Origin of the sequence: Aeromonas sp. S2(2024) (genome assembly GCF_041402505.1) — a bacterium.
In the GTDB taxonomy this organism is placed as follows: domain Bacteria; phylum Pseudomonadota; class Gammaproteobacteria; order Enterobacterales; family Aeromonadaceae; genus Aeromonas; species Aeromonas media.
Map to the genome: position 1 here is coordinate 1 of NZ_JBGLRL010000029.1, position 25,551 is coordinate 25,551.

Here is a 25,551-nt window from a genome sequence, read left to right on the forward strand (position 1 = left end):
CAACCGAAGTTGTCTTGGTCACTTCACCAGACATTGAAAATCAACAAAATTGTTTGATGTTCGATGCTGTGAGTGCCCACACAGATTGCTTGATTCAAATTGTTAAAGAGCAGGGTTTGAAACTATAACCCTCACTGGGTTGCTTTGCAAGCCAGACCAGACGCGCACTGCGCCGTGCTGATGGAGGCGCATTATAGGGATCTGATTCTTTCTGACAACCAAAAACTATGTGTTTTTTTGAGAAAGACGTTCAAGTGTTTAATATGCAACCAAATCGTACAAAACACCTTCGACAAAGGGCTCATAAGAGGTCACTTTCGGCAGCACCCGTGCCGCCCAGGCCAGGCTGCCTGCTCTATATAGAGGGGGTTCATATATGAGGGAGAGATGCGCAAATAGAAAAGGGCCCTGCCGGACCCTTTCAAATGTGTGCTGCTGACCAATCAGATGGAGAAGCTGGAGCCACAGCCACAGGTGGTCGAGGCGTTGGGGTTGGTCACGGTAAAGCGGGAGCCTTCCAGACCTTCGGTGTAGTCCACGCTACCCCCAACCAGATACTGCAGACTCATGGGATCGATCACCATGGTCACGCCGCTCTTCTCGACCACGGTATCCCCGTCGTTGATCTTTTCGTCAAAGGTGAAACCGTACTGGAAACCGGAGCAGCCCCCCCCAGTGATGTAGACCCGCAACTTGAGCTCGGGATTTTCTTCTTCGGTAATCAAGGTCTTTACCTTGTTCGCCGCCGCATCCGTCATCTGGATTGGCAACGGGGCTTCTGCTACTGCACTCATTACTGACCTCACAACCATTACATCCACAAACATGGAAACCGCGAAATTATCCAATACCCGACCATTTAGTTCAAGTATTCACCACTCTCTTACTGCACCACGGGCAAGGGGGCTGGTTGAGTCACCAGGGGCTTGAGTACCTCGCTCCACTCCGCCAGCAACTCCTGGGCCGGCTGGCGACCGTCCTTGGCGATGATGATCCTCACCCTATCCGGTACAAAGCCTGCCGGCAGTTGCCAGTTGCCTTCTAACAGCTGGAAGTAGCGCAGCGCATAGCGCCCCTCCCCGACCGTCATGCCAAGCTCGCGCCCACTGAGGATCCTGGGCTTGTCTGCCAGGCTGCCTTCGACCCTGATTTGTACTTGACCCCGAAACAGCTCCCGCTTCTTGGCGGGCTGGGTCAGGGCCAGACGATAGTGATAGCGACCCGGCACGCTGGTTTCCTGCAGGGTCAGGTTGTCGATGGTCACCCCCACCTGATCACCGGTAGGGCGCATGATACGCTCGAAGAAGGCCAGCTGACGCTTTTGCTCCTGTACCTGGGCTTCCTGATCCTTGAGGGTTTTCTGCAACTGTTCGAAGGCCGCCTTCTGGGTCGCCAGCAAGGTGTCCTTGACCCCCAGATCCGTCTTGAGCTGGCCTATGGCCTTGCTCTGCCGCTCCAGGGTCTCTTGCTGCACCGTCAGCAGACTGCTCTGGGCCAGTTCTTGCCGATTCCCGATGAAATAGCCGATGCAGGCCCCCACCGCCAGCACCACCAATACCTTCACGATTTGGGACATAGGGCCTCTTCTATTAGCACGCCATACCACGGCCTGTTTCCCTTCACTATACGCGACCTTGCCGGATTGATGCGGATAAACAAGGAGTTAACTGGCAGCCACGCTGCCGTCTCCCCGCTTTTGACGCGCCGCAAGCCGTAAAGTTCGCTCCAGGATCTGGGAATAGATGGGGCGCCCTCCCAACCACTGTGCCACCAGGGTGGCCCCTATGGTGGTGATCATCATGGGCAGGATCAGCTGATAGTTGTCCGTCATCTCGGTCACCAGCACTATACCGGTGATGGGGGCCCGCACTGTGGCGGCAAACAGCGCTCCCATGCCGGCGATGGCGAAGGCGCCGGGCTCTATGCCCAGATCGGGAAAGGCCGCATGGAACAGGTGGCCGAAGACCACCCCGAACAGGGTGCCGAGTGCCAGGGTCGGGGCGAAGACGCCGCCGGGGGCGCCCGAACAAAAACAGACGAGGGTGGCAATCAGTCGCACCGAGAAGATGAGGAAGAGGGTCGCCATCCCATAGTTACCCCCCACCAGATGAGGGATCAACTCGGTTCCCCCACCGGTCACCGAGGGGGCAAACAGCGAGAGCACGCCGAAGGTACCTGCCACCAGCATGCCGATGGCAACGAAGCGGTGACGCTTGTTCTGGTGCAGAGCCAGATAACCGTCCTGACAGGCGAGCACCAGCTTGTTGAACACGAAGCCCAGCACGCCGAAACAGCCCCCCATGAAGAGGAAGAGCCAGAGCGCCTTCAGGGCCGGGGCGTCGTAGTGGGGCAGAGTGATGACTGGCGCCTGCCCCTTCATGTTCTGCAGCATCAGGGTCGCCATGACGGCCGAGATCCCCACCGCCTTGATGGCGAGGAAGGAGTAGCGGAACTGCGGCCGCATCTCCTCCATCACGAAGAGTATCCCCGCCAGCGGCGCGTTGAAGGCGGCGGCCAGTCCTCCCGCCGCCCCCGCCGCCAGCAGGGCATGACCATGCTCCTTCGGCAGGCGGAAGATGTCCGCCACCATCTTGCCAAGGTTGCCGCCGATCTGTACCGAGGGCCCCTCCCGCCCCAATACCATGCCGGAGCTCAAGGTACAGATGCCGCCGAAAAACTTGACCGGCAAGACCCGCCACCAGCGCACCGGACGCAGTTCGTCCATGGCCCCTTCGATCTCGGGAATGCCGGAGCCGCCCGCTTCCGGGGCGAAGGTGTGAGTGAGGAAGTAGCCGACAAACCCCAGCAGGGCGCTGAAGCCAAAGCCCAGCAGACCGAGCTGCCACCAGGGGCGATCCGCCAGCAGCAGGACTCGCTGCTGTGCCAGCCAGTGCACACCGGATTCAAACAACCCGCAGACCAGTCCGGCCAGAACCCCGACCAGGGCGGCCAGCAAGAGCACCAGCAGCGGCATCTTGTCCCGCTGGATCAGGCGCTGAAGGACAGGCGGGCGAGCTTGTGTGGTCGCCTCGCGAGGGGGGATAGCTTGTTGCACCATGGGTATTCACGCTCATCTGACGAGGGTCGAAAACACCCGGCCTCGGCTCGGCTGCCCAGCACAGGGCCTTTCTGCTATAGTCGGCCCGTTTCATTTATCACGGGTGCAGTCCGGGAGTCCGGGTGGCGAGAGCGCAAAGCATACTCCTCCCACCACAGCCTGCCGAGCCGCAATCGACCGCCTGCACCCGGGTGACGACCAAAATCCCATTAAGGATGATCCATGTCAAAATCAGATCAGCTGTTTGAACAGGCCCGCCAGACCATTCCGGGCGGCGTCAACTCACCGGTCCGCGCCTTCAATGGGGTCGGCGGCACACCCCGCTTCATCGATCACGCCGATGGCGCCTACCTCTATGACGTGGACGGTCAGGCCTATGTTGACTACATCGGCTCCTGGGGCCCCATGCTGCTGGGTCACAACCACCCGGCCATCAAGGCCGCCGTCATCAAGGCCGTTGAGAAGGGGCTGAGCTATGGCGCCCCCACCGAGATCGAAGTGCTGATGGCCGAGAAGGTACGCCAGATAGTGCCCTCCATGGAGCAGGTGCGTATGGTCAACTCAGGCACCGAAGCCACCATGAGCGCCATCCGCCTGGCCCGCGGCTACACAGGCCGCGACAAGATCGTCAAATTCGAAGGCTGCTACCACGGCCACGCCGACTCCCTGCTGGTCAAGGCAGGTTCAGGCGCCCTGACCCTGGGTCAGCCCAACAGCCCGGGCGTACCGGCTGATTTCGCCAAGCACACCCTGACCTGCGTGTTCAACGATCTGGACTCGGTGCGTGAAGCCTTCACTCAGTACGGCAGCGAGATCGCCTGCATCATAGTCGAGCCGGTGGCAGGCAACATGAACTGCATCCCGCCGGTACCCGGCTTCCTGGAAGGGCTGCGCGCCATCTGCGACGAGTTCGGCTCCCTGCTGATCCTGGACGAAGTCATGACCGGCTTCCGCGTCTCCCTGCGCGGCGCCCAGGGCCACTACAACATAGACCCGGATCTCACCACCCTCGGCAAGATCATCGGGGCCGGCATGCCGGTGGGCGCCTTCGGCGGCAAGAAGAAGGTGATGCAATACATAGCGCCGACCGGCCCCGTCTATCAGGCTGGCACCCTCTCCGGCAACCCTGTGGCCATGGCCGCAGGTCTCACCATGCTGGGCCTGCTGCTGGAGCCGGGACTCTACGAGCAGCTGAGCGCCAAGACGGCCCGGGTGGCGGAAGGGCTGAAAGCGGCCGCCGCCAGGCACGGCATCCCGCTCGCCATCAACTACGTGGGCGGCATGTTCGGCTTCTTCTTCACCGAAGAGACCGAGATCACCCGCTACGAGCAGGTGACCCGCTGCGACATGGAGCGCTTCAAGCGCTTCTACCATCTGATGCTGGAGGAGGGTGTCTATCTGGCGCCGAGTGCCTACGAGGCGGGCTTCCTGTCACTGGCTCACGGCGACAAGGAGATTGAACACACCCTGGCTGCCGCAGAGCGCAGCTTCGCCAAACTGGCGGGCTGAGCCCTGCCAGCATGAACCAAGGGCCCGCGAAGGGCCCTTTTTTGTTACCTCTGTCGCCTCGTCTTGCCAGAGCCCCCTTCTGGTGCAGCCTCCTCTCTCTTCTCGCCAGTGTTTGCCACTTGCTGGTGCATCCACGGCCACACTGGCTGTCATAAAGCGGGCCCACTATTTGCACTGCCTTACTCAGGAGCCCACTTGACCGAGGTCCATATGGCAGAGATGAGCCCCATCGATGTGCTGCGGCGCTATCAGGAGTACGAAACCGAGTTGACCCCCCTGTTGCTGGGGTTGCTCACCCTCTCCCAGGAGGCCCTCAAGGCCTATCCCTTCGTGCTGAGCGTGCAGAGTCTGGGCCAGAGCCAGGCAAGAGCGGGGATCCTGCCCCCCATTCCGGCCCCCCAGGGGCAGTTGCGGCTGAGGGTGCAGGGTCATGGTCGGGAGCTTGAGATCAATCTGCACCAGCTGATCGCCTGGCTGATGGGGGACAGGGAGCGGCGCCGCGCCATCCCCTGGTTCAGGGCCGTCTACGTGATCCTGAGTCTGGCGCTGTTTCTCATCGTGGGAACCCTGATCTGGCATGGCCTCGAGCAGCTCTATCTGCTGCTGTGCGGCACCCAGCAGAACCGGCTCGGCGCCTTCAGCGCCATCATCTTCCTGACCCTGGCGCTGGCGGTGTTCGATCTCGGCAAGACCATACTGGAGGAGGAGGTGTTGCTGCATAAGGACATCTTCCGTCACAGCGCCATTCGCCGCACCATCACCCGCTTCATCGCCGCCATCCTGATTGCGGTCTCCATCGAGGGACTCTTGCTGCTGTTCAAGGGATCCCTCGGCCAGAACGAACTGCTCTGGCCTGCGGTGGGGGTGATGGGTTGCGCCGTGGGATTGCTGCTGGCGCTGGGGCTCTATGTCTTCCTCGGGGCAAAGGCCGAGGCAGCCCTGGTCGCCTCCAGTCAGCGGCCCCTGACCAGTGGCGGCGAGTCAGGGGCAGGCCTTCTGCCTCGGCGACGCAGTGGCTTCAGACGGGCGAGATAATTCCTCGCCCTGACAGACTTCCTGTGGATTGGAGACGGCTAGCGGGGAGCCTCACTCAGCTGGGCTTGTGCTTCAACCTGGATGTCGGGCTGACGGCGCGCCGCCTGCCAGGAGGCGTACATCGTCCAGGAGGTGTAGATGACGATGAAGGCCACCAGCCACTTGAGCATCTCCATGTCCATGGACTGCACCAGCATGGCCGCCAGCACCACGCCGATGGGGCCGAAGAGGGCCACCGCCAGCACGGCCCTGGCATCGAAGGCCCCCTTGCGGATGAAGGTGCCCGCCGAGAAGACACTGAGCACGGCGGTGGATCCCATCATGATGGGGAAGGCCGCCAGCGGGTTCATCCCCAGCAGATAGACCAGCGTCATGCAGGGGGCGAACAGCCCTATGCCCACATTCATCAGCACCCCGAACAGGAAGTTGCCGAGCAGGGCTATTCCCAGCTTGTAGCCACTGAGCCCCATCGCATCTCCGCCAACGGGGAAAAGGCCCAGCAGACCGGCGAAGATGAGCCCGGCGACGACCAGCAGGGAGACCGCCATCACCAGCCTGATGGTCTGGCGATCGAACGAGGCAACATGGCGAGCCCCCCAGGCGGCGCCCGCGGCGGCGGCGGCCATCATGCTGATGAGGGTGAGCGGATCCACCTTGACTACGCCGATGAAGATGAGGGACTGGGTCACGGTCGGCAGCACGCACTGACCGTTGAGGGTACCCGGCAGCAGACGATCGTCGATCAGCTTGAACTGCTTGTAGCAGGCGGTCTTGACCGCGAAGCTGCCGACCCCAAGGGTGTCGAGAAAGTTGGCGACGAAACCGATGGCCGCCACCGGCCAGAAGGGGGTGGATTCCAGCTCGCCCCGGCGCCGCTTGTGCCACCAGGCATGGATCAGCATGAAGATAAAGACCAGGGCGCAACCGATGAACAACAGGCGCAGAAAAGTGACAAGCATAGGGGGGACCTCCAGCAACGGGCGGCGATTCTAAGGCAGCCCACAGAAAAAATCCTGGTCTGGATCACGCTTTCATCGGATGCAAACGTTTGGCCCCGCCAGTTTCTGATGGTAAAGCTCGAATGACTCTGCCAATACTTGTCGTTGAGGGCGCAAGCCCGCACTCATCGGGCGTAGTCCTGGTCATTTCGCGACGACCACAGCACCGATGGGCATAAGCAAAAGAAGGCGGTCACCCGCCTTCTTTTTATTGCCCTCCGCTACTCAAGCAACAAGGAGTTCCGGCGATCCAGCGGGGCAACCTGGGGGTAAGGCGGCCGATCAGCCGATCCGACAATGGGGTCAGCAGCAGGGGCGGCAGACAGATGAGGGCGAGGCAGAGTGCGCCGACATAGACATCCGTCAGCCAGTGGGCACCGGCGAGGATACGGGGGGCCGAGAACAGGGGCACCATCAGCACGGCGAGCACGGCGGCCCGGCGCGGCAGGTAGCGCAGGGCAAAACCGGCGAAGATCATCAAGAACAGGGCATGATCGCCGGGGAAGCTGTCGCCGGCGGAGTCCTTGGTGGGAATGGCACTGATCTCGGTCAGGCGCAGCGCCCCGTCCACCATCAGGGTAGGGCTGGGACGGCTGACCGGCAGCAGATGACCGAGCTGATTGATCACCAGGGCCCCCAGCAGCATCACGATCCCCATGGCCACCAGGTGACGGCGCCCCTCAACATGTGCCCGGAAGAAGCAGGCGCCCAGGATCAGCCCCATGCAGCCCAGGGTGGCCAGATCGAACAGGCGATTGTTGGTGATGGCCACCAGATCGGCCCAGCGGGGGGATTGACCCAGCCAGCCATTGACCAGCTGAAAGGTGGCGAGATCCCAGTGATCCCAGGGGCCATGACCCGGCAGGGTGGCCCAACTGAGGGCAATCAGGCCCCCGATCAGATAGAAAGGTATGAACTTGCTCATGCCGAGTCTTCCTTCAAAAAGCGGTGATTCTAGGTCAGCCTCCGAGTGACTTGCATCACAAAAATGTAAGAATTCATGTAACAAGCAACATCCTGTTGACTCCTTTTTGACCCAACCCGTTATCACCGGATACCGGGGCCGTCAGCGCCACCTTGGCGCGCCGAGGGCTTGCGGCTAGTATGAGGCTCCTTTTACTCAGGATGATGGCTATGCGCAGTTACCTTCGCATGATGTTGTTTGCCCTCGGTTTGCTGGCGGGCGTGCAGATACCGGGGATCGTCGATCTCTACTACCAGCGTCTGGATGCACGCCTGCAACAGGCCAGCCTCAGTCTGGAACCCTTCCAGCGCACCGCGGAGCAACACTTTGGCGGCGATCTCGACGCCCTGGTCGCCCATTACGGAGCCAGCCAGGATCCCGTCTTCACTCAGGATGCCACCAGCCTGCGGCAACTGGTGAGCCAGCAGCGCCATCTGCAACAGGAGCGCGCCTTCCAGGATAGGCCCTGGTACCTGCAAGTCTCCCACCTGCTGTTGCAGGCGGACTCCCAGCTCTGGCAGGACACCCTGCGCAACTACGGCTATGTGGTGCCCCTCAAGCAGGCCGCCATCTTCTGCGGGGTGATGGTGGGGCTGCTCGCGTCCCTGCTGGGAGATCTGCTGCTCAGCCTGCTCCTGCTGCCCTTTCGCCAGCGCCAGCCCGCCCCCCGTCACGCCCTGCGCTGACCTCCAGCCGTCTCAAGCAACAGGGGCCAGCGGCCCCTGTTGCTGTACTCCTGGTTACTCGAAGGGTTCGAGATAGGCCTCGATGGCCTTCTTCAGCCAGGCCAGCACCTTGCCGTGATGGGCGTTCTCCGACAGATAGACCCCGTAATCGCGCCACTGCAGGCTGAACTTGTGCTTCAGGGTCAGCAGCTCTCCCTGGCGCAGCTGGCTCTGGATCAGCGGTGAGGGCAACACCGCCCAGCCCAGGCCGTCCAGCACCGCATCCCGCATCAGCTCGAAGCTCGACAACCCTATGTGCTGGCCACCGATAGGGAGCAGGCTCTTGACCGAAAACTCGTCCACATAGGAGAGGGTGACCTGGGTCTGATCGGTCAAGTCCTGCTGCAGCACCCGCTTCAAACCGGCCAGCGGGTGGCTGGGCGCCACCACCATCAGGGTGCGGATCGGGTTGAGCACGTCTATGTTGAGGCCGCTACGCTCCTGATCCTCAGTGATGAGGCCGAAGGCGGCATCCACGAACCCCTCCTCCACCAGGGCCGGCAGTTCGGGGGGTGAGGCCAGCACCAGGGAGATGCTGGTACCGGGAAACTGCTGGCGCAGCGCCCCCAGCATCTCGCGCCAGACCGGTTCCGGGATGGCGTCGTCCCGCGCTACCCGCAGCGCCACCTCGGCGCCGGAGGCGTGGTGCTCGCACTTGAGCTTGAGGCTGTTGGCCGCCTGCAGCAGCCGCCGGCAGTCGTCCAGCACCTGCTCCCCTATCTCGGTGAGTCGGCTCTGGTTGGCCCCTCGTTCAAAAAGGTCGACGCCAAGCTCTACTTCCAGGGAGGCGATCGCCGTGCTGACGGCACTGCGGCTCTTGCCAAGGCGTCTGGCGGCATTGGCAATCGAGCCACTGTCTGCTGATTCTACAAAGAGTTGTATCTGATAAAGCTTCATGGTCACGCTCTGGCGGCAGCTTGTTCCATCCTCACCTTACGCCGCCACTCTCCTCCGAGGCAAACTATCAGCGCCTGAATTCTCGACGCTCAGCGATTCTGCCGACTGAACAGGTTGCGGCTATCCTCTCCCTCGTCGCAGCAACAGAAGGAAACCCCATGTTATCCAGTCCCCTGCTTTTGGCCCGCCTCTTCCTGACGGGCGCCATCCTGACCGAGGTGGCAGGCACCTCCACCATGGCCCTGATCCCGGAGAGTGAGACCGGCTGGCTCCACCATATGCCGATGTGGCTGCTCATCGCCCTCTCCTACCTGATGCTGGCCAAGGCCGCCAAAACAATCTCCATTGGTATTGCGTTCGCGTTGTGGGAGGGGCTGGGAATTGCCCTGATCACCGCCGTCTCCGTGCTGTTCCTGGGCTACGAGCTGAGTGTGCAGGAGTGGATCGGGCTGGCGCTGGCAATAGTGGGCATTGTTATGGTGACCCTGGGGGAAACCCATGCCGAGCCGGTTGAGCCGACCCCTGCCAAGGAGGCCCCATGCACCCGTTGATCATCGTACTGGGCGCAGCCCTGCTGGATGTGGGGGCCAACATGGCCATCAACCGCTCCCTCGGTTTTCGCCACAAGGGCTGGGGCCTGCTCGGCATACTGCTGGTGCTCTGCGCCTTTACCCTGCTCAGTGAGGCGGTGAGCACCGGCAGGATAGATCTCGCCGTGGCCTATGCCACCTGGGGCGCCATCGGCATCCTGGGCACCGCCCTCGGCGGCCTGCTGCTGTTTGGTGAGCGTCTCAAGCCCGTCGGCTGGGTCGGCATCCTGGTGATGGCCGTCGCCGTGGCCCTGCTGACCACGGCCTGACCCCATGAAAAAGCCGCCCGGTGTTCGCCGGGCGGCTTTTTTTTTACGCACTCATGCTGCTGCACTGCCCGCTCATGCTGGCTCCGCATCGACCTCGTAGAGCTCCAGCGGCAGGCCGTCCGGGTCTGCGAAGAAGGTGAAGCGGCTGCCGGTCCGCTCGTCCACCCGTACCGGCTCCACGGCCACCCCGTGCTGCTCCAGATGGGCGATGACGGGATCGAGCGCCGGCACCCGAAACGCCAGGTGCCGCAGACCGCACGCCTCCGGCCTCGAGGGGCGCGCAGGGGGGGTGGGAAAGCTGAACAGCTCCAGCTGGCCGCCGTCAGGCAGCGCCAGATCCAGCTTCCAGGACTGGCGGGCCTCCCGCAGTGTCTCCGCCAGGATGGGCAGCCCCAGCACCTGGTGGTAGAAGTGGCGCGAGCGCTCATAGTCGCTGGCGATGATGGCCACATGGTGAATGCCGCCGAGCAGGGAAAGTGTCATGGCAATCCTTGTAAAACGGGCAGCCTGGGCTGCCCGTCTCCGTTAGTTGAAGAAGCCGCCGAACCACTGATCCAGCGCGTTGACCGGATTGGATACCGGGCTGGCGCAGCTCATCGGCTCGCTCAGTCCCGCCAGCTTGGCCGGCACCTGCAGACTGCCGGGGCAATCGCTCGCGACCCGGGCGCCGCTGCTGCGGGAGAAACTGGCCCAGCTCACCCCTTCCGGCATCTTCAACCCCAGGCTGTTGACGCCGCGCTGGCTCATGTAACCGCTGAACAGCTGCAAGGCACCGCTGGCCCCGGTCAACCCGGCGGGCTGGTTGTCATCCCGACCGACCCAGATGCTCACCAGTTCGTTGTTGTCCATCCCGGCAAACCAGGAGTCCCGCAGCTCGTTGGTGGTCCCGGTCTTGGCGGCCATGGTGGCGCCGGGGAACTTGGCACCGAGCGCCCGGGCCGTGCCCTGGCTCACCGTCTTGGTCATGGCAAACAGGGTCAGCCAGCTGGCCTGAGGATCCGTCACCCGCTTGGCGGTCTCGTCATGCTGATAGAGCTGGCTGCCATCGCCGTTCACCACGGCGCGGATCGCCGACAACGGCTGGGTCAGCCCCTGGTTCGCGATGGGCAGATACATCTGGTTCACCTCCATGGGGGAGAGCGCCACCGCCCCCAGCACCAGAGACGGGTAAGGCTGGATCTCCTGCTGAACCCCCAGCTTGTGCAGGGTGTCCACCACCTTGTCGAGTCCCACCTGAAGACCCAGGTTGACGGTCGGCACGTTGAGGGAGCTGGCGAGCGCCTCCATCAGCGGCACGCTCTGGCGGAACTTGCGATCATAGTTCTGCGGCGTCCAGATCTGGCCATCCTGACCGCGGATGCGGATTGGCTGATCCTTGAGCGGCGTGCCCAGGGTCAGGCCGTTGGAGAGGCCGGTGAGATAGACCGCCGGTTTCACCAGGGAGCCTATCTGGCGACGGGCATCCAGCGCACGGTTGAAGCCAGCGTAACGGGGATCCCGCCCTCCCACCATGGCGACCACCTCACCCTTGTGCCAATCGGAGACCACCATGGCCGCCTCCAGCTTCTTCTTGCCGCGCTGCTTCTCGATGGTAGCGAGGCCGGTCTGCACCGCCTGCTCGGCGGCGTGCTGGGCGATGGGATCCAGGCTGGTGAAGATCTTGAGGCCGGATTGCTTGAGCAGATCCGGGCCGAAGCGGTTCTGGATTTCCCGCTTGAGCAGCCCCATGAAGGCCGGGGTGCGCCCATAGCTCATCTGGCCCCGGGCTATGATGCCAAGGGGCTGCTTGCTGGCCAGCTCATACTCGGCCTGAGTCAGGCTGCCGTGCTCCATCAGCAGTTTCAGCACCAGATCCCGGCGCGCCTTGGCCCGCTCGGGGAAGCGCCAGGGATCGTAATAGGAGGGCCCCTTCACCATGCCCACCAGCAGGGCCACCTGATCGATGTCCAGCTCGTTGACCGGGATGCCGAAGTAGAAGTAGGAGGCGAGCCCGAAGCCATAGACCCCCTGGGAGAAGTTCTGCCCCAGATAGACCTCGTTGAGGTAGGCCTCCAGGATCTCGTCCTTGCTGTAGCGGTAGTCGATCAGCACCGCCATATAGGCTTCCTGCGCCTTGCGCCACAGGCTGCGCTCCCGGGTCAGGAAGAAGTTCTTGGCGAGCTGCTGGGTGAGGGTACTGCCCCCCTGTACGGTACGACCCGCCAGCAAGTTGGCTACCATGGCGCGCATGATGGCCACCGGCGAGACGCCACCGTGCTGGTAGAAGTCCCGATCTTCGGTGGTCAGCAGGGTCACCAGCAGGCTGTCCGGCACCTCGGCGATGCGCACCAGCAGGCGATCTTCCCGATCCTCGGTGTTGAGACGGTCCAGCAACACCGGGTCCATCTGGGCATAACCGAGCTGACGCTGGTTCTCCAGCGACTGGATCCCCTCCAGCCGTGCACCGTTGAAGGTGAGGCGCAGGCCGCGGGCGCCGTCTGCGCCGTCATGGAATTCGAACGGACGGCGCACCAGCTCGATGCGATTGCCGTTGACCGCATACTCTCCCGGGGTGTGGGGCTGACGCACCTGCTTGTAGCTCAGCATGTTGAGCTCCCGCAGCATCTGGGTCTGGGAGAGACGCTGGCTGGGGTAGAGCTCCAGTGGACGGCTGTAGACCATCACGGGCAACTGCCACTTCTCCCCGTCGAAGCGCTCGCGCACCTTGGTATCGAGGTAGATACCAAACACCACCATGAAGGCCGCCACCACCAGGGAGAGCTTGAAGCCAAGCCAGAACAGGGTGCGCCAGATGGTGCGCTTGGGAGCTGCCTTCTTGGGCGGGCTCTTGCGTCGTTGGGTTGCCATAATTCCTCTTTGCTTTCCTTTCTACTTGTGATGTCGCATTCGCGAACGTCCGATCGGGCTTAACCAATCGAACCTGGATTCTGGGTTTCGCGTCGCCAGACAACATGGATGCCCAGCCCCTCATCCCCCACCCTTCTCCCATGTCTTTGAAAAAGGAGAGGAGAAGGGCGCAAACACCAACCTCGCTCGGTTCCCTCTCCCTCTCGGAGAGGGTTAGGGTGAGGGCTGTCTGCTGGAGTTGGGCTTCGCTACGCTCAGCACCAACCTACAGCCCCATCTTCTTCTTGGTGACTTTGGTCGGCATCGCCTCCAGCGGATTGTCCGGCCAGTAGTGACGGGGGTAACGCCCCTTCATCTCTTTCTTCACCTGCTCATAGGATCCCGCCCAGAAGGCGGCGAGATCGGCGGTGATCTGCAGCGGCCGCTGGGCCGGGGAGAGCAGCTCCACCACCAGGGGTACCCGGCCATCGGCCACGCAGGGGGTGGTGCCCTGCCCGAACATCTCCTGAATGCGCACCGGGATCACCGGGACCTGCCCCGGCTGATAGCGGATCCGCACCCGACTGCCGGTCGGCGCGCTGAAGTGGCTCGGCAGCGCCTCGTCCAGCCGTTTTGGCAAGGGCCAGGGCAGAGACTGGCGCAGCAGATCGGCAAGGTTGAGCCTTTTGAGCTGCTCCAGCCGGGTCATGCCACTCAGGGCAGGCAAGAGCCACTCCTCCAGGCGGGCCAGCAGACTCTCGTCGTCCATGGCGGGCCAACCCTCGTCCGGCAGCCAGTCGGCAGCGCAGCGCAATCGGGCCAGCAAGCCTTCGCTGCCCTCGTCCCAGGGCAGCACGTGCAGCCCCTTGCGACGAATGCCCTGCAACAGGCAGCGCCCCTTCTGTTCGTCGGAGAGATCCGTCAGCGGCCGCTGGCTCAGCACCAGTTCGCCGATCACCTGCTGGCGCTCGGCCCGGACCCGCTCCTCGCGCTCGTCCCAGTCGAACCACTGGCGCTCGCTGACCAGCTCCGGCAGCTGGCGCACCAGTTCGTCCAGCGCCACCGGCTCGGCGATGAAGATGCGGCTGCCGCGATCGTTCTGCCCCATCTCGATGGCGATCAGGGCCCCCTGTCCCTGACATGGGTGACCTTCTACCAGATCGCAGCCGATCCCACCACTGAGTTGATAGCGGCTGCCGCTGCGCAGCTTGCCTATCCTGTCCGGCCAGGCGAGGGCGCACAGCAGCCCCAGCCACTGTCCCTGTGCATTGGCAGGGCGGGCGCCCAGGCGTTCGAACCAGCGGGCGGCCCCCTGACGCAAGGCCCCCTGGCGGCGATGGAAGAGCACGGAAAGGCGCTCAGATCCTCGCAGATCTTCTTCCAGCAGCGCCACCAGGAATGCCGCATCGGCGACAATCCCTGTCAGACCCTCGGCCTCCAGCTCCCGGGCCCGCAGCAGCATACGCGCCAGACGGGGATGAGTGCCGAAGGCGGCCATCGTGCGGCCGGCCGGAGTGAGTTGTTGCTCAGCCTCCGGTTTCATGGCGCCAAGGGCCACCAGCAGGCGACGGGCACTCCCCACAGCAGCAGCGGGGGGCATGTCCAGCAGCGGCAGATCTTCTACCTTGGCCCCCCACTGGGCGGCGTCCAGCAGCAGGCCGGTCAGCTCCTGGGTGAGGATGTCCGGCGGGCTCTGCTCGGCGAGGCGCTCTTGCACCTCGGCGCTCCAAAGCCGGTAACAGACCCCGGGGCCGAGACGGCCGGCACGGCCCGCCCGCTGGGTGGCGGAGGCCCTGGCAATCTGACGGGTCTCCAGCCGGGTGACGCCACTTCTCAGATCGAAGGTGGCGCGCCGCTCCAGCCCGCTGTCGATCACCACAGACACCCCCTCTATGGTGAGGGAGGTCTCCGCCACATTGGTGGTGAGCACCAACTTGCGGCTCCCCGCCGGAGCGGGCTCTATGGCCGCCTGCTGGGCTGCCATGTCAAGCTGGCCATAGAGAGGGGCGAGACGCACATCGTCAGGCAGGCGCCCTTCCAGCCACTGGGCGAGCCGCTCTATCTCCCCCTGTCCCGGCAGGAACACCAGGGCACTGCCCGCGTGGGTCGCCAGCGCTTCCAGCACCACGGCGCCCACCTGGGGCTCCAGCCACTGCTGGCGATTGGTGGGACGGTAGTGGTAGTCGATGGGAAAGCCGCGCCCCTCGGAACGAATGACGGGGGCGTCCGGCAACAGGGCCTCCAGCGCCATGCCGTCCAGGGTAGCGGACATGATGAGCAGCTTGAGATCCTCTCTCAGCCCCTGCTGGCTCTCGATGGCGAAGGCCAGTGCGGTATCGGCATGCAGGCTACGTTCGTGGAATTCATCGAAAATGATGAGCGACACCCCGGCAAGCTCAGGGTCCTGCTGCAACATCCGGGTCAGCACCCCCTCGGTCACTATCTCGAGCCGGGTCGCGGCACTGGTGCGACTCTCGCCCCGCACCCGCAGCCCGATGCGCTCCCCCACCTTCTCCCCGAGCTGGCGCGCCAGGAAGCTCGCGATGTTGCGCGCCGCGAGGCGGCGGGGCTCCAGCATGATGATGCGGCCGGGCAGCTGGTTTCGGCGCACCAGCTCCAGGGGCAGCAGGGTCGACTTGCCCGCCCCCGGGGGGGCCTGCAGTATCACGCTGGCGTGGCTGTCGATGGCATCAAACAGCTCGGGCAGCACAGAGACGATGGGGAGTTGGGACAAAACGGCGAAGACCTTCTGTGATGACCATGAAAACGGCGCCCATTCTGCCACAGCCAGCCGCCCACCGTCAGCAGCCGTGCCGGGGGCGCACCAACCGGTTGCCTGGGTGCCCCCACCGGTACGACAGCCACGCCCGGACAAGGGTGAGACGCGACCAGGAGACATCCGCAGACGAGCTGCCATAGAATGGCCCTTTCATGTGAGTACCACGAGGATCGACGCTGCGCATGCCCAGACTCTTCTTTGCCCTGCCCCTGCACCAGCTTGCCCCCGCTCTGATCGACTGGCGCGAACGGCGCCCCTGGCCCGGCCTGCCGGTGCCCGAGCATAATCTGCATTTGACCCTGGCCTTTCTCGGCGAGGCCGACGAGGCTACCCAGGCCAGGCTGATCGCCGCCGCCGGGCAGCAGCGCTGCCCCCCTTTCAGCGTCCATCTGGATCAGACCGGCTGGTTTGCCCGCGCCAAGGCCGCCTGGGTGGGGCCGAGGGAGTGGCCAAACGAGCTGAACGTGCTGGCCAGGGCGCTGCGCCGCCACGGCGAGAAGCTGGGACTCGGCAACGGCGAGCAGGACTATCGCCCCCATATCACCCTGTCGCGCAAGGCGGCCGAGGCCCCGGAGGCGCTGCCAGCGCCGGACTTCGTGCTGCAGGCGGACAGCTTCTGCCTCTATCGCTCCGTCAGCACACCGGACGGGGTCCACTACGAGCCGCTCGCCTGCTGGCCCCTGCGTGCCCGCGCCAAAGCAACAAGCAGCGAGGAGCTGACCTCATGATTTTCGATCCCCCCTTGCAATCCGGCCTGCTCATCGCCCGCTACAAGCGCTTCCTGACCGACGTGCTGCTCGACAACGGCGAGCAGATCACCCTCCACTGCGCCAACACCGGTGCCATGACGGGTTGCGCCGATCCGGGCACCCGGGTCTGGTACTCCACCTCAAGCAACCCCAAGCGCAAGCTGGCCCACAGCTGGGAGATCGCCGAGAGTCCGGCGGGTCACTTCATCTGCGTCAACACCGCCCGCGCCAACCAGATCGCCCGGGAGCTCATCGAGCAAGGGGCGCTGGCCCCGCTGGCGGGTTATGCCAGGCTGCGCACCGAGGTGAAATACGGGGAGGAGAACAGCCGCATCGACCTGCTGCTGGAAGATGATCATCGGCCGAATTGTTACATCGAGGTGAAATCTGTCACCCTACTCGACGAGCGGGAGCAACCGGGCATGGGCTATTTCCCCGATGCGGTCACCACCCGTGGCGCCAAGCACTTGCGTGAATTGATGGCCATGAAGGCGGCCGGACACAGAGCCGTGCTGCTGTTCATGGTGTTGCACTCCGGCATCGCGAGAGTGCGCCCTGCAGCCCATATCGATCCGCACTATAGTCAGCTTGTTGAGCAAGCAATTACGGCAGGGGTTGAAATTTTATGCTATCGCCCCCATGTTGGGGTGCAGGGCATGGTGGCTCAAGATTTTATTCCATTTGAATCTGGTCACCTGCTACCCGAGGGCTGAGAATAAATGCTGAAGTGGGTAACAATATTGACAAGGCTTGTTTGCCTCCCGTTGACCCTTCTGCTATAGATACCGCCCTCAATTTATGGATGGCACGGGTAGCGTGCTGAATTAGGAGACAGGGCATGCCAACAGGCGAAAACAGGAAATCTCTGGGCCCCCTGGCCATTGCGGGTGTAGAGCCTTATCAGGTGAAAGCCGGTGAGGAGTACATGAATGACCAACAAAAGGTACATTTTCGCAAGATCCTGGGAGCCTGGCGCAACCAACTGATGCAGGAAGTTGACCGCACCGTCGACCACATGAAGGATGAGGCTGCAAACTTCCCGGATCCGGTCGATCGCGCCGCGCAGGAAGAAGAGTTCGCACTCGAACTGCGCACCCGCGACCGTGAACGCAAGCTGATCAAGAAGATCGAGAAGACCTTGCTGCTGCTCGAAGAAGACGACTTTGGTTACTGCGAACATTGCGGTATCGAAATCGGCATTCGTCGTCTGGAAGCCCGTCCGACTGCCGACCTCTGTGTCGACTGCAAGACGCTGGCTGAAATCAAGGAAAAACAGATGGCTGGCTGATGCCGCCCATCGACATGGACAAAAAAAGGGAGCTCGCAGGCTCCCTTTTTTATTGAGCTTTTCCCACGACCATCCCAGAATGCAGCCTCAATGCATCGTCTACCCGAATTCCCATGGCCATGACCCCCTCCTCCCCTCTCCGCCCCCATGTGGGTCGCTTCGCCCCCTCCCCGTCCGGTCCGCTCCACTTTGGCTCCCTGGTCGCCGCCCTTGGCAGCTTCTTGCAGGCGAGATCGCAGCAGGGGCGCTGGCTGGTGCGCATCGAGGACATAGATCCACCGCGGGAGATGGCCGGGGCCAGCGAGCTCATCCTCCTGACTCTGGAGGCCCATGGCCTCGGCTGGGATGGAGAGGTGATGTACCAGAGCCGGCGCCATGGGCGCTATGACGAGATCATCGAGGGGCTCTACCGGGCCGGGGATCTCTACTGGTGTCGCTGCACCCGCCGCGAGATCATGGCGGCGGGCGGCTTCTACAACGGCCACTGCCGCACACTGGGGCTGACCGCAGAGGGCTGCGCCGCCCGCCTGCGCCAGCACCATCCGGTCTACCACTTCGAGGATCAGCTACAGGGCCATATTGCGGTGCCTGCGGCGCTCGCTGAGGAGGACTTCATCGTTCGTCGCCGGGACGGGCTCTACGCCTACAACCTGGCGGTGGTGGTGGATGACATGGACAGCGGCATCACCGAGATAGTGCGCGGCGCCGATCTGCTGGAGCCCACGGTGCGCCAGATTGCCCTCTACCAGACCCTGGGTGCGGACGTCCCCGCCTGGGTGCACCTGCCGCTGGCGGTGCTGGCGGATGGCAACAAGCTGTCGAAACAGAACCACGCACCGGCGCTGGCACAGGATGATGTCAGGCCCGCCCTGTGGCAGGCCCTCGCGTTCCTCGGCCAGTGCCCGCCGCCCTGCCTGAGAGAGAATACCGTCGACGAGATCATCGCCTGGGGCATCGCCCACTGGCAGTTGGCCCGGGTTCCCCGCCAGCAGAAGATAGTGCTGGGGGCCAGGTAAACCGGCACGCAGAGCAAACGCAGGCCGCCGCGTCATTTATGTCACCGGGCCCGAATCGGGGAAGCAGACCGCAGCGTTTCTCATTTGGTCGGGCCTGAGCTATGATAGGCCGCTATTTTTTGGCCTCCCGTCAATTTGAAGTCATGAAGAGGTGTACCATTTTTTCCCAGATCGCAAACTTTTGCCGCAAGGTGCTCGGCAAGGAAGACGGCGAGCAGTCGATAGAGTCTCCCATTCCAGCCCGTGTCGCAGGTCAACGCCGAACCTTGAGCCGTGACCAGCACCCCATCTCGCGCAAAGAGATCAGCGAGAATGCGCTCAAGGTGCTCTACCGCCTGAACAAGGGAGGCTACGAGGCCTACCTGGTGGGTGGCGGCGTCCGGGATATTCTGCTCGGGAAGACGCCAAAGGATTTCGACATCGCCACCGATGCCACGCCGGAGCAGATCAAGGCCTTGTTCAGCAACTGCCGCCTGATCGGCCGTCGTTTCCGCCTGGCCCACATCGTCTTTGGTCGTGACGTGATCGAAGTGGCTACCTTCCGTGGCCACCACCATCAGGTCAATACCAGCAAGCACGTGTCGGCCCAGTCGGATGAAGGCATGCTGCTGCGCGACAACGTCTACGGCACCATCGAAGAGGATGCCGAGCGCCGCGACTTTACCGTCAACGCCCTCTACTACAGCGCCAAGGATTTCACCCTGCATGACTTCGAGGGTGGCATCGAGGATCTCGCCGAGCGCAAGCTGGAACTGATCGGCGACCCCGAGACCCGCTACCGGGAAGATCCGGTGCGGATGCTGCGCGCCGTGCGCTTCGCCGCCAAGCTGGAGATGACCATCAGCCCGCGCACCGCCGCCCCCATCCGGGAGCTGGCACCGCTGCTGCAGGACATTCCGGCCGCCCGTCTGTTCGAGGAGACCCTCAAGCTGTTCCTGGCCGGCGACGGTCTCGCCACCTACAAGCTGCTGCGCGAATACGGGCTGTTCCAGCCCCTGTTCCCCCAGGTCGCCGCCCTGTTTACGCCCAACGGCAACTCGCCCTACGAGCAGTTCATCGAGCTGGCGCTGATGGACACCGATACCCGGGTCCGTGAAGACAAGCGCGTCACCCCGGCCTTCCTCTATGCCACCCTGCTGTGGGGCGCCGTCGAGGCCCGTGCCCGGGTGCTGGAAAACGAGAGCGGCCTGCCCTGGCACGACGCCTTCATGCTGGCCATCAACGAGGTGCTGGATGCCCAGGTGCGGATCATCGCCGTGCCGCGCCGCTTCACCACGGATGTGCGCGACATCTGGGCCCTGCAACAGCGCCTGACCCGTCGCCAGGGCCGTCACCCCGAGCGCGCCATGGAGCATCCGAAGTTCCGCGCTGCCTTTGACTTCCTGTTGCTGCGCAACCGGGTCGAGCGTGGCCTCGGCGAGCTGGCCAGCTGGTGGGAGCGCTATGTGGCCTCCAACCCGGATGTGCGTCCGCAACTGCAACGGGAAGCAACCCGCCGCCCGGCGAGCGGTGAACGTGCCCCGGCGGCCGAGCCGCGCGGAGACGGTGAGAAACGTGGCAGCAACAGCCGCAACCGCCGTCGCCCCCGTCGTCGCAAGCCGAAAGCGGCAGAATAAAGGCCACCCGATGATCGAGGTCTTCGTTGCCATCGGATCCAACCTGGGCAATCCCGTTGCCCAGGCCAGACAGGCCGTCGCCGCCCTGGACAGGCTGCCGGAATCCGCATTGCAACAGGTCTCGCAGCTTTACGGCAGCCGCCCCATGGGCCCTGCGGATCAGCCCGACTACGTCAATGCCGTGGTGCGGCTTCATACCCGGCTCAGCCCCCTGGCTTTGCTGGACCAACTGCAGAAAATCGAGCGGGAACAGGGACGTGTGCGCAAGGACGAGCGTTGGGGTCCAAGAACCCTGGATCTGGATCTGCTGCTGTACGGCGAGCAAGTCATCCAGCATGAACGCCTGATCGTTCCCCACTACGGCATGAAGGAGCGGGAGTTCGTCCTGCTGCCCCTTGCCGAAATCGCCCCCGCCCTGGTGCTGCCCTGCGGCACCCCGCTCACCGAACTGGTTGCCCGCTGCCCGCGCAATGGTCTCGAGATCCTTGCCGATGCCACGGGTGAGTAGACGAGTAGGAGCAACGTAATGAGCAAGATCACCATCACCGACCTGCAGAAGATGAAGCAGGACGGACAAAAAATCACCGCCATCACCGCCTATGACGCCACCTTCGCCAAGCTGTTCGACGGCGAAGGTGCCCAGGTGCTGCTCATCGGTGATTCCCTCGGCATGGTGCTGCAGGGAGGGGACGACACCCTGGCCGTCAGCATGGATGAGATGGTCTATCACACCCGCTGCGTGGTACGCGGCGCCAGCAAGGCGCTGGTGGTCACCGACATGCCGTTCATGAGCTATGCCACTCCCGAACAGACCTACCAGAACGCCGCCCGGCTGATGGCCGCCGGCGCCCGCATGGTGAAGATGGAAGGGGGCGACTGGCTCTGCGAGAGCATTCGCCACCTCACCCGCAACGGCGTGCCTGTCTGTGGTCACCTCGGCCTCACCCCGCAATCCGTCCACGTGTTTGGCGGCTTCAAGGTGCAGGGGCGCGACGAGTTCCACGCCCAAGAGATTTACCGCCAGGCCCTCGAGCTGCAGGCAGCTGGCATCCAGCTGCTGGTGCTCGAATGCGTGCCGGTCGCCCTGGCCGAGCGCATCAGCAAGGCCCTGCGCATCCCTGTCATCGGCATAGGCGCGGGCCCGGCCACCGATGGCCAGATCCTGGTGATGCACGACGCCTTTGGCATCACCTCCGGCTATGTGCCCAAGTTCACCAAGAACTTCCTGGCCGAGACCGGTGACATGCGCGCCGCCATCCGCCTCTATGTGCAGCAGGTGAGCGAGGGTACCTTCCCCGGTCCCGAGCACTGCTTCAACTGATTACTGGCCTCATGAACGGCAACGGGGGCTCGGCCCCCGTTTCGCATTCCTCTCTGGCCCATGCAATCCCTGTTTCTTTGACCCATTCGAAGGTGAACCGCTGATGATGTTGCTCGTGAACTATCCCGTGCCATCCACCCGGGTCCTTTCAATCCCTGTTTCCTTGACCCATCCGAAGGTGAACTGTTGATGATGTTGCTCGTGAACTATCCCGTGCCATCCACTCGGGTCCTTTCAATCCCTGTTTCCTTGACCTATCCGAAGGTGAACTGTTGATGTTGGTTGTGAATAATCCTGCCGCTCTGCGTGAACAGATCGGCCAGTGGCGCCGCGAAGGGCGCGCCATCGCATTCGTGCCCACCATGGGCAATCTGCACCAGGGCCATCTCACCCTGGTCGATGAGGCCCGCAGCCACGGCGAGAAGGTGGTCGTCAGCATCTTCGTCAACCCCTTGCAGTTCGACAAGGCCGAGGATCTCGCCAACTACCCCCGTACCCTGGAGCAGGATTGCGCCGCCCTCGAGGCCGCTGGCGTGGATCTGGTGTTCACCCCGACCCCGGAGCTGATGTATCCCCACGGGCTGGCCAGCCAGACCTTCGTCGAGGTGCCGGGCCTCTCCAGCCTGCTGGAAGGGGCGCTGCGCCCGGGGCACTTCCGCGGCGTCAGCACCGTCGTCACCAAGCTGTTCAACCTGGTGCAACCCGATGTGGCCTGCTTCGGCCAGAAGGATTACCAGCAGTTGGCGCTCATTCGCAAGATGGTGGCCGACATGGCCATCCCGGTCGAGATCGTCGGCGTGCCCACGGTGCGGGCCGAGGACGGGCTGGCCCTCTCCTCGCGCAACGGCTACCTGACAGCCGCCGAGCGGGCCCTGGCCCCCGAGCTCGCGCGCACCATGAACTGGATAGCCGAGCAGATAGAGGCGGGGAGCCATCACCTGCCCTCCCTGGTGGCTCAGGCCAGTCAGCGTCTCGACAACGCCGGATTCAGGACCGACGCCATCGACATCGTCGACGCCGACACCCTCGAATCTTCCAGCGCCGCCAGCAAGCGGCTGGTGATCCTGATGGCCGCGTATCTGGGCAAGGCCCGTCTTATCGACAATCGTGTCGTCACCCTTCAGGGTTGAGACACGGCAAGGAGACAAAGATGTCCAAGAAGGTTTATTGCATCGCCCAGTTCCTGCCCAAGCCGGGCAAGGAGCAGGCTCTGTTCCAGGTATTGCAGGGGCTGGAGCCCAACACCTTGAGGGAAGACGGCTGCCTGCAGTACAGAGTCACCCGCCACATTGCCAGCCCGTTTGCCGAGGGGGAGAGCTTCCCCATCGTCTTCAACGAGATCTGGCAAGACATGGCCAGCTTCGAGGCGCACTGCCAGCGCGCGGAGATCAAGGCCTTCTTCGAGCGTTACTGTCTGGCCGAGGATGGCCTGGCGGCCAAGTGGAACGTCTGCGTCTACAGCGACGAGCCGGCGGACTATGACGCCCCTGCCCTCTGAGGCAAACCTGGAACAAAGAAAAGGCGCCTTTCGGCGCCTTTTTCATGGGTAAACCCTCAGTGCCGCAGCCCGGTGCCGCGGGAGATGAGCCACCAGGCCAGTCCGTAGAGGGCGACGATGAAGCCGATGATGATGAGGTAGGCGGTGCCGAGCGGCACGTCGGAGATACCGAGGAAGCCGTAGCGGAACGCATTCACCATGTAGATGATGGGGTTCACTTGGGAGACTCCCTGCCAGAACGGCGGCAGCAGGCTGATGGAGTAGAAGACCCCCCCCAGATAGGTGAGCGGCGTCAGGATGAAGGTCGGAATGATGCTGATGTCATCGAACGACTTCGCGAACACGGCGTTGATCAGCCCGCCCAGGGAGAACAGGATCGAGGTCAGCAGCACGGTGAAGCAGACGCTGAACAGGTGGTGGATCTGCAGCGGCACGAAGAACAGCGACACCAGAGTGACGATGAGGCCGACACAGAGGCCCCGGGCCACGCCGCCGCCCACATAGCCGGCGATGATGATGTAGTTCGGTACCGGCGCCACCAGCAGCTCCTCCACGTTGCGTTGGAACTTGGCGCTGTAGAAGGAGGAGGCGACGTTGGAGTAGGAGTTGGTGATGACCGACATCATGATGAGACCGGGCACGATGAACTCCATGTAGCTGAAGCCCCCCATCTCACCGATGCGCGAGCCGATGAGGTTGCCGAAGATGACGAAGTAGAGGCTCATGGTGATGGCCGGCGGCACCAGGGTCTGGATCCAGATCCGGGTAAAGCGGCTCACTTCCTTGGCCAGTATGCTCTTGAAGGCGATGTAATAGGTCATGGGGTTCATGCTTTGCGACCCTCCTCTACCAGGTTGACGAACAGCTCTTCCAGCCGGTTTGCCTTGTTGCGCATGCTCAGCACCTTCACCCCCTGGGCGGAGAGCTGCTCGAACAGGCTGTTGAGGGACTGGCTCTTGTCCAGCTCCACCTCCAGGGTGTGCTCATCCTGCATGCGGCCGTTGAACTCGGGCAGGCTCGGCACGGCAGAGCCTGGCACCAGATCCAGCAGGAAGGTCTCGCGGCCCAGTTTGCCGAGCAGGCTCTTCATGCTGGTGTTCTCGATGAGGCGCCCCTTGTCGATGATGCCGATGTTGCGGCACAGCATCTCCGCCTCTTCCAGGTAGTGGGTGGTGAGTATGATGGTGACGCCCTGCTCGTTCAGATCCTTGAGGAAACTCCACATGGAGCGACGGATCTCGATGTCCACCCCGGCAGTCGGCTCATCCAGGATCAACAGTCTGGGCTCGTGCATCAGGGCACGGGCTATCATCAACCGGCGCTTCATGCCGCCGGAGAGGGTGCGAGCCGCCATGTCGCGCTTGTCCCACAGATCGAGCTGACGCAGGTATTTCTCGGCGCGCACCTTGGCCTCGGCCCTTGGCACGCCATAGAAACCGGCCTGGTGAGTCACTATCTGGCTCACCTTCTCGAACATGCTGAAGTTGAACTCCTGGGGCACCAGGCCGAGCTGGGCCTTGGCCAGCTCCAGATCGGTGTCGATGTCATGACCGAACACCTTGACCTTGCCGGCACTCTTGTTCACCAGCGAGCTGATCACGCCGATGGTGGTGGACTTGCCCGCCCCGTTCGGGCCGAGTAGGGCGAAGAAATCTCCCTGCTTGACGGTGAGATCTATGCCCTTGAGGGCTTCGACGCCCCCCTGATAGGTCTTCTTCAGACCGCTGATTTCCAATGCGTTCATTGCAACCCCTGTGATGGATGAGCCCATCTCGAGACAGAAAAGGCGGCTTTAGCGCCGCCTGAAGACAGTCGATGACGGGCGGCCAAGCTGCCCTGCCACGTCCGAGCCTTGCTTACTCTTGCGGAACTACCTTGCCGATGAAGGGCAGATTACGGTACTTCTGGGCGTAGTCGATACCACAGCCCACCACGAACTCGTCCGGGATGGCGAAGCCAATCCAGTCTACCGGCACCTGGACCTCACGACGGGACGGCTTGTCCAGCAGGGTGCAGATCGCCAGGGACTTAGGTTCGCGCAGGGAGAGGATCTCGCGCACCTTGTTGAGGGTGTAGCCGGTATCGATGATGTCCTCGACGATCACCACATCCTTGCCTTTGATGTCGTCATCCAGATCCTTGAGGATGCGCACGTCACGGGTGCTGTGCATGCCGGAGCCATAGCTGGAGGCAGTCATAAAATCCAGGGTGATGGGCAGCTGGCACTGACGGCAGAGATCGGCCAGGAAGACGCAGGAGCCGCGCAAGAGGCCAATCATCACGACTTCATCGGAGCCCTGGTAACGGGCGGTGATCTCTTCACCCAGTTTGGCGATCCGGGCGGCAACCTCGGCCTCGGAGATCATCACCTCGACGTTGTGTTTCATCACATACTCCAATAATGGCCAAAGGG

The 25,551-nt window shown here is 63.1% G+C and carries 26 protein-coding genes; 14 read left to right on the top strand and 12 right to left on the bottom strand.

Going from position 1 to position 25,551, the window contains the following annotated elements; genetic code table 11:
- Positions 1 to 443 precede the first annotated feature (443 nt).
- The 3 genes from erpA to clcA all read right to left on the bottom strand — a co-directional run bounded on the left by erpA (position 444) and on the right by clcA (position 3,058).
- Complete coding sequence (gene erpA, locus ACB039_RS19420; RefSeq protein WP_025328177.1) at positions 444 to 794, bottom strand: iron-sulfur cluster insertion protein ErpA; 351 nt, start codon at positions 792 to 794, stop codon at positions 444 to 446.
- Positions 795 to 883: 89 nt separating this feature from the next.
- On the bottom strand, positions 884 to 1,576 hold the full coding sequence (locus tag ACB039_RS19425; RefSeq protein WP_041205072.1) for a DUF6776 family protein: 693 nt from the start codon (positions 1,574 to 1,576) through the stop codon (positions 884 to 886).
- An 87-nt stretch (positions 1,577 to 1,663) separates the two neighbouring features.
- The gene (clcA, locus tag ACB039_RS19430; RefSeq protein WP_182786338.1) at positions 1,664 to 3,058 is read right to left on the bottom strand and encodes a H(+)/Cl(-) exchange transporter ClcA; all 1,395 of its coding nucleotides are present in this window, start codon (positions 3,056 to 3,058) and stop codon (positions 1,664 to 1,666) included.
- 222 nt (positions 3,059 to 3,280) lie between these two features.
- Between clcA and hemL the strand changes: the two genes are divergently transcribed.
- On the top strand, positions 3,281 to 4,567 hold the full coding sequence (gene hemL / locus ACB039_RS19435; protein ID WP_182786340.1) for a glutamate-1-semialdehyde 2,1-aminomutase: 1,287 nt from the start codon (positions 3,281 to 3,283) through the stop codon (positions 4,565 to 4,567).
- Between the two features lie 210 nt (positions 4,568 to 4,777).
- The gene (locus tag ACB039_RS19440; RefSeq protein WP_005327593.1) at positions 4,778 to 5,602 is read left to right on the top strand and encodes a hypothetical protein; all 825 of its coding nucleotides are present in this window, start codon (positions 4,778 to 4,780) and stop codon (positions 5,600 to 5,602) included.
- 38 nt (positions 5,603 to 5,640) lie between these two features.
- On the opposite strand, the gene ACB039_RS19445 is transcribed toward ACB039_RS19440, so the two are convergent.
- Together ACB039_RS19445 and ACB039_RS19450 are read right to left on the bottom strand one after the other, a co-directional pair.
- Positions 5,641 to 6,561, bottom strand: coding sequence for a sulfite exporter TauE/SafE family protein (locus tag ACB039_RS19445; protein ID WP_182786341.1), 921 nt, complete (start codon positions 6,559 to 6,561; stop codon positions 5,641 to 5,643).
- Positions 6,562 to 6,808: 247 nt separating this feature from the next.
- Positions 6,809 to 7,525 (bottom strand): phosphatase PAP2 family protein, encoded by a 717-nt coding sequence (locus ACB039_RS19450; protein WP_317841447.1) that lies wholly within the window; start codon positions 7,523 to 7,525, stop codon positions 6,809 to 6,811.
- A 209-nt stretch (positions 7,526 to 7,734) separates the two neighbouring features.
- Here ACB039_RS19450 and ACB039_RS19455 point away from each other — a divergent pair, with 209 nt between their 5' ends.
- On the top strand, positions 7,735 to 8,250 hold the full coding sequence (locus tag ACB039_RS19455; protein ID WP_283941943.1) for a DUF2937 family protein: 516 nt from the start codon (positions 7,735 to 7,737) through the stop codon (positions 8,248 to 8,250).
- A 54-nt stretch (positions 8,251 to 8,304) separates the two neighbouring features.
- Here the strand turns inward: ACB039_RS19455 and ACB039_RS19460 are convergent, their stop codons facing one another.
- A complete protein-coding gene (locus ACB039_RS19460; protein WP_182786346.1) occupies positions 8,305 to 9,186 on the bottom strand; it encodes a LysR family transcriptional regulator in 882 nt (293 codons plus the stop codon).
- Positions 9,187 to 9,344: 158 nt separating this feature from the next.
- On the opposite strand from ACB039_RS19460, the gene ACB039_RS19465 reads away from it, so the two are divergent.
- Together ACB039_RS19465 and ACB039_RS19470 are read left to right on the top strand one after the other, a co-directional pair.
- Complete coding sequence (locus ACB039_RS19465) at positions 9,345 to 9,737, top strand: multidrug efflux SMR transporter (RefSeq protein WP_182786348.1); 393 nt, start codon at positions 9,345 to 9,347, stop codon at positions 9,735 to 9,737.
- Positions 9,725 to 10,045, top strand: a complete 321-nt coding sequence (locus ACB039_RS19470; protein ID WP_025328187.1) for an SMR family transporter — start codon at positions 9,725 to 9,727, stop codon at positions 10,043 to 10,045. The genes ACB039_RS19465 and ACB039_RS19470 overlap by 13 nt, the downstream gene beginning before the upstream one ends.
- Before the next feature lie 72 nt (positions 10,046 to 10,117).
- On the opposite strand, the gene ACB039_RS19475 is transcribed toward ACB039_RS19470, so the two are convergent.
- The 3 genes from ACB039_RS19475 to hrpB all read right to left on the bottom strand — a co-directional run bounded on the left by ACB039_RS19475 (position 10,118) and on the right by hrpB (position 15,605).
- Complete coding sequence (locus ACB039_RS19475; RefSeq protein ID WP_182786350.1) at positions 10,118 to 10,528, bottom strand: VOC family protein; 411 nt, start codon at positions 10,526 to 10,528, stop codon at positions 10,118 to 10,120.
- 42 nt (positions 10,529 to 10,570) lie between these two features.
- Positions 10,571 to 12,892 (bottom strand): penicillin-binding protein 1B, encoded by a 2,322-nt coding sequence (mrcB, locus tag ACB039_RS19480; RefSeq protein ID WP_005327576.1) that lies wholly within the window; start codon positions 12,890 to 12,892, stop codon positions 10,571 to 10,573.
- Between the two features lie 265 nt (positions 12,893 to 13,157).
- The gene (hrpB, locus tag ACB039_RS19485) at positions 13,158 to 15,605 is read right to left on the bottom strand and encodes an ATP-dependent helicase HrpB (protein ID WP_182786354.1); all 2,448 of its coding nucleotides are present in this window, start codon (positions 15,603 to 15,605) and stop codon (positions 13,158 to 13,160) included.
- A 227-nt stretch (positions 15,606 to 15,832) separates the two neighbouring features.
- Between hrpB and thpR the strand changes: the two genes are divergently transcribed.
- The 9 genes from thpR (at position 15,833) to ACB039_RS19530 (ending at position 23,138) form a co-directional block, all read left to right on the top strand.
- Positions 15,833 to 16,378: an RNA 2',3'-cyclic phosphodiesterase gene (thpR, locus tag ACB039_RS19490; RefSeq protein WP_182786356.1), complete on the top strand. Its 546-nt coding sequence runs from the start codon at positions 15,833 to 15,835 to the stop codon at positions 16,376 to 16,378.
- Positions 16,375 to 17,112, top strand: a complete 738-nt coding sequence (gene sfsA / locus ACB039_RS19495) for a DNA/RNA nuclease SfsA (protein ID WP_182786357.1) — start codon at positions 16,375 to 16,377, stop codon at positions 17,110 to 17,112. The genes thpR and sfsA overlap by 4 nt, the downstream gene beginning before the upstream one ends.
- Before the next feature lie 125 nt (positions 17,113 to 17,237).
- Entirely contained in the window at positions 17,238 to 17,687 is a 450-nt protein-coding gene (gene dksA / locus ACB039_RS19500; protein WP_005329052.1) for an RNA polymerase-binding protein DksA, read from the top strand.
- A 113-nt stretch (positions 17,688 to 17,800) separates the two neighbouring features.
- Entirely contained in the window at positions 17,801 to 18,703 is a 903-nt protein-coding gene (gene gluQRS / locus ACB039_RS19505) for a tRNA glutamyl-Q(34) synthetase GluQRS (RefSeq protein ID WP_371166257.1), read from the top strand.
- 143 nt (positions 18,704 to 18,846) lie between these two features.
- Entirely contained in the window at positions 18,847 to 20,319 is a 1,473-nt protein-coding gene (gene pcnB / locus ACB039_RS19510; protein ID WP_042648906.1) for a polynucleotide adenylyltransferase PcnB, read from the top strand.
- 10 nt (positions 20,320 to 20,329) lie between these two features.
- Positions 20,330 to 20,827 (top strand): 2-amino-4-hydroxy-6-hydroxymethyldihydropteridine diphosphokinase, encoded by a 498-nt coding sequence (folK, locus tag ACB039_RS19515; protein ID WP_005329042.1) that lies wholly within the window; start codon positions 20,330 to 20,332, stop codon positions 20,825 to 20,827.
- Positions 20,828 to 20,845: 18 nt separating this feature from the next.
- Positions 20,846 to 21,640 (top strand): 3-methyl-2-oxobutanoate hydroxymethyltransferase, encoded by a 795-nt coding sequence (panB, locus tag ACB039_RS19520; RefSeq protein WP_371166258.1) that lies wholly within the window; start codon positions 20,846 to 20,848, stop codon positions 21,638 to 21,640.
- A 275-nt stretch (positions 21,641 to 21,915) separates the two neighbouring features.
- Positions 21,916 to 22,770: a pantoate--beta-alanine ligase gene (gene panC / locus ACB039_RS19525; protein ID WP_371166259.1), complete on the top strand. Its 855-nt coding sequence runs from the start codon at positions 21,916 to 21,918 to the stop codon at positions 22,768 to 22,770.
- Between the two features lie 20 nt (positions 22,771 to 22,790).
- A complete protein-coding gene (locus ACB039_RS19530; protein ID WP_025328197.1) occupies positions 22,791 to 23,138 on the top strand; it encodes a putative quinol monooxygenase in 348 nt (115 codons plus the stop codon).
- 56 nt (positions 23,139 to 23,194) lie between these two features.
- On the opposite strand, the gene ACB039_RS19535 is transcribed toward ACB039_RS19530, so the two are convergent.
- From ACB039_RS19535 to hpt, 3 genes are all read right to left on the bottom strand, one after another.
- Positions 23,195 to 23,968, bottom strand: coding sequence for an ABC transporter permease (locus ACB039_RS19535; protein ID WP_041205064.1), 774 nt, complete (start codon positions 23,966 to 23,968; stop codon positions 23,195 to 23,197).
- A complete protein-coding gene (locus ACB039_RS19540) occupies positions 23,965 to 24,882 on the bottom strand; it encodes an ABC transporter ATP-binding protein (protein ID WP_042648902.1) in 918 nt (305 codons plus the stop codon). The genes ACB039_RS19535 and ACB039_RS19540 overlap by 4 nt, the downstream gene beginning before the upstream one ends.
- Positions 24,883 to 24,994: 112 nt before the next feature.
- Entirely contained in the window at positions 24,995 to 25,525 is a 531-nt protein-coding gene (gene hpt / locus ACB039_RS19545; RefSeq protein WP_041205063.1) for a hypoxanthine phosphoribosyltransferase, read from the bottom strand.
- Between the last annotated feature and the right edge of the window lie 26 nt (positions 25,526 to 25,551).

What these genes read in the sequence shown, in the direction of transcription:
- erpA (WP_025328177.1), bottom strand. Translation starts at nt 794, where the DNA reads ATGAGTGCAGTAGCAGAAGCCCCGTTGCCAATCCAGATGACGGATGCG.
- ACB039_RS19425 (WP_041205072.1), bottom strand. Translation starts at nt 1,576, where the DNA reads ATGTCCCAAATCGTGAAGGTATTGGTGGTGCTGGCGGTGGGGGCCTGC.
- clcA (WP_182786338.1), bottom strand. Translation starts at nt 3,058, where the DNA reads ATGGTGCAACAAGCTATCCCCCCTCGCGAGGCGACCACACAAGCTCGC.
- hemL (WP_182786340.1), top strand. Translation starts at nt 3,281, where the DNA reads ATGTCAAAATCAGATCAGCTGTTTGAACAGGCCCGCCAGACCATTCCG.
- ACB039_RS19440 (WP_005327593.1), top strand. Translation starts at nt 4,778, where the DNA reads ATGGCAGAGATGAGCCCCATCGATGTGCTGCGGCGCTATCAGGAGTAC.
- ACB039_RS19445 (WP_182786341.1), bottom strand. Translation starts at nt 6,561, where the DNA reads ATGCTTGTCACTTTTCTGCGCCTGTTGTTCATCGGTTGCGCCCTGGTC.
- ACB039_RS19450 (WP_317841447.1), bottom strand. Translation starts at nt 7,525, where the DNA reads ATGAGCAAGTTCATACCTTTCTATCTGATCGGGGGCCTGATTGCCCTC.
- ACB039_RS19455 (WP_283941943.1), top strand. Translation starts at nt 7,735, where the DNA reads ATGCGCAGTTACCTTCGCATGATGTTGTTTGCCCTCGGTTTGCTGGCG.
- ACB039_RS19460 (WP_182786346.1), bottom strand. Translation starts at nt 9,186, where the DNA reads ATGAAGCTTTATCAGATACAACTCTTTGTAGAATCAGCAGACAGTGGC.
- ACB039_RS19465 (WP_182786348.1), top strand. Translation starts at nt 9,345, where the DNA reads ATGTTATCCAGTCCCCTGCTTTTGGCCCGCCTCTTCCTGACGGGCGCC.
- ACB039_RS19470 (WP_025328187.1), top strand. Translation starts at nt 9,725, where the DNA reads ATGCACCCGTTGATCATCGTACTGGGCGCAGCCCTGCTGGATGTGGGG.
- ACB039_RS19475 (WP_182786350.1), bottom strand. Translation starts at nt 10,528, where the DNA reads ATGACACTTTCCCTGCTCGGCGGCATTCACCATGTGGCCATCATCGCC.
- mrcB (WP_005327576.1), bottom strand. Translation starts at nt 12,892, where the DNA reads ATGGCAACCCAACGACGCAAGAGCCCGCCCAAGAAGGCAGCTCCCAAG.
- thpR (WP_182786356.1), top strand. Translation starts at nt 15,833, where the DNA reads ATGCCCAGACTCTTCTTTGCCCTGCCCCTGCACCAGCTTGCCCCCGCT.
- sfsA (WP_182786357.1), top strand. Translation starts at nt 16,375, where the DNA reads ATGATTTTCGATCCCCCCTTGCAATCCGGCCTGCTCATCGCCCGCTAC.
- dksA (WP_005329052.1), top strand. Translation starts at nt 17,238, where the DNA reads ATGCCAACAGGCGAAAACAGGAAATCTCTGGGCCCCCTGGCCATTGCG.
- gluQRS (WP_371166257.1), top strand. Translation starts at nt 17,801, where the DNA reads ATGGCCATGACCCCCTCCTCCCCTCTCCGCCCCCATGTGGGTCGCTTC.
- pcnB (WP_042648906.1), top strand. Translation starts at nt 18,847, where the DNA reads ATGAAGAGGTGTACCATTTTTTCCCAGATCGCAAACTTTTGCCGCAAG.
- folK (WP_005329042.1), top strand. Translation starts at nt 20,330, where the DNA reads ATGATCGAGGTCTTCGTTGCCATCGGATCCAACCTGGGCAATCCCGTT.
- panB (WP_371166258.1), top strand. Translation starts at nt 20,846, where the DNA reads ATGAGCAAGATCACCATCACCGACCTGCAGAAGATGAAGCAGGACGGA.
- panC (WP_371166259.1), top strand. Translation starts at nt 21,916, where the DNA reads ATGTTGGTTGTGAATAATCCTGCCGCTCTGCGTGAACAGATCGGCCAG.
- ACB039_RS19530 (WP_025328197.1), top strand. Translation starts at nt 22,791, where the DNA reads ATGTCCAAGAAGGTTTATTGCATCGCCCAGTTCCTGCCCAAGCCGGGC.
- ACB039_RS19535 (WP_041205064.1), bottom strand. Translation starts at nt 23,968, where the DNA reads ATGAACCCCATGACCTATTACATCGCCTTCAAGAGCATACTGGCCAAG.
- ACB039_RS19540 (WP_042648902.1), bottom strand. Translation starts at nt 24,882, where the DNA reads ATGAACGCATTGGAAATCAGCGGTCTGAAGAAGACCTATCAGGGGGGC.
- hpt (WP_041205063.1), bottom strand. Translation starts at nt 25,525, where the DNA reads ATGAAACACAACGTCGAGGTGATGATCTCCGAGGCCGAGGTTGCCGCC.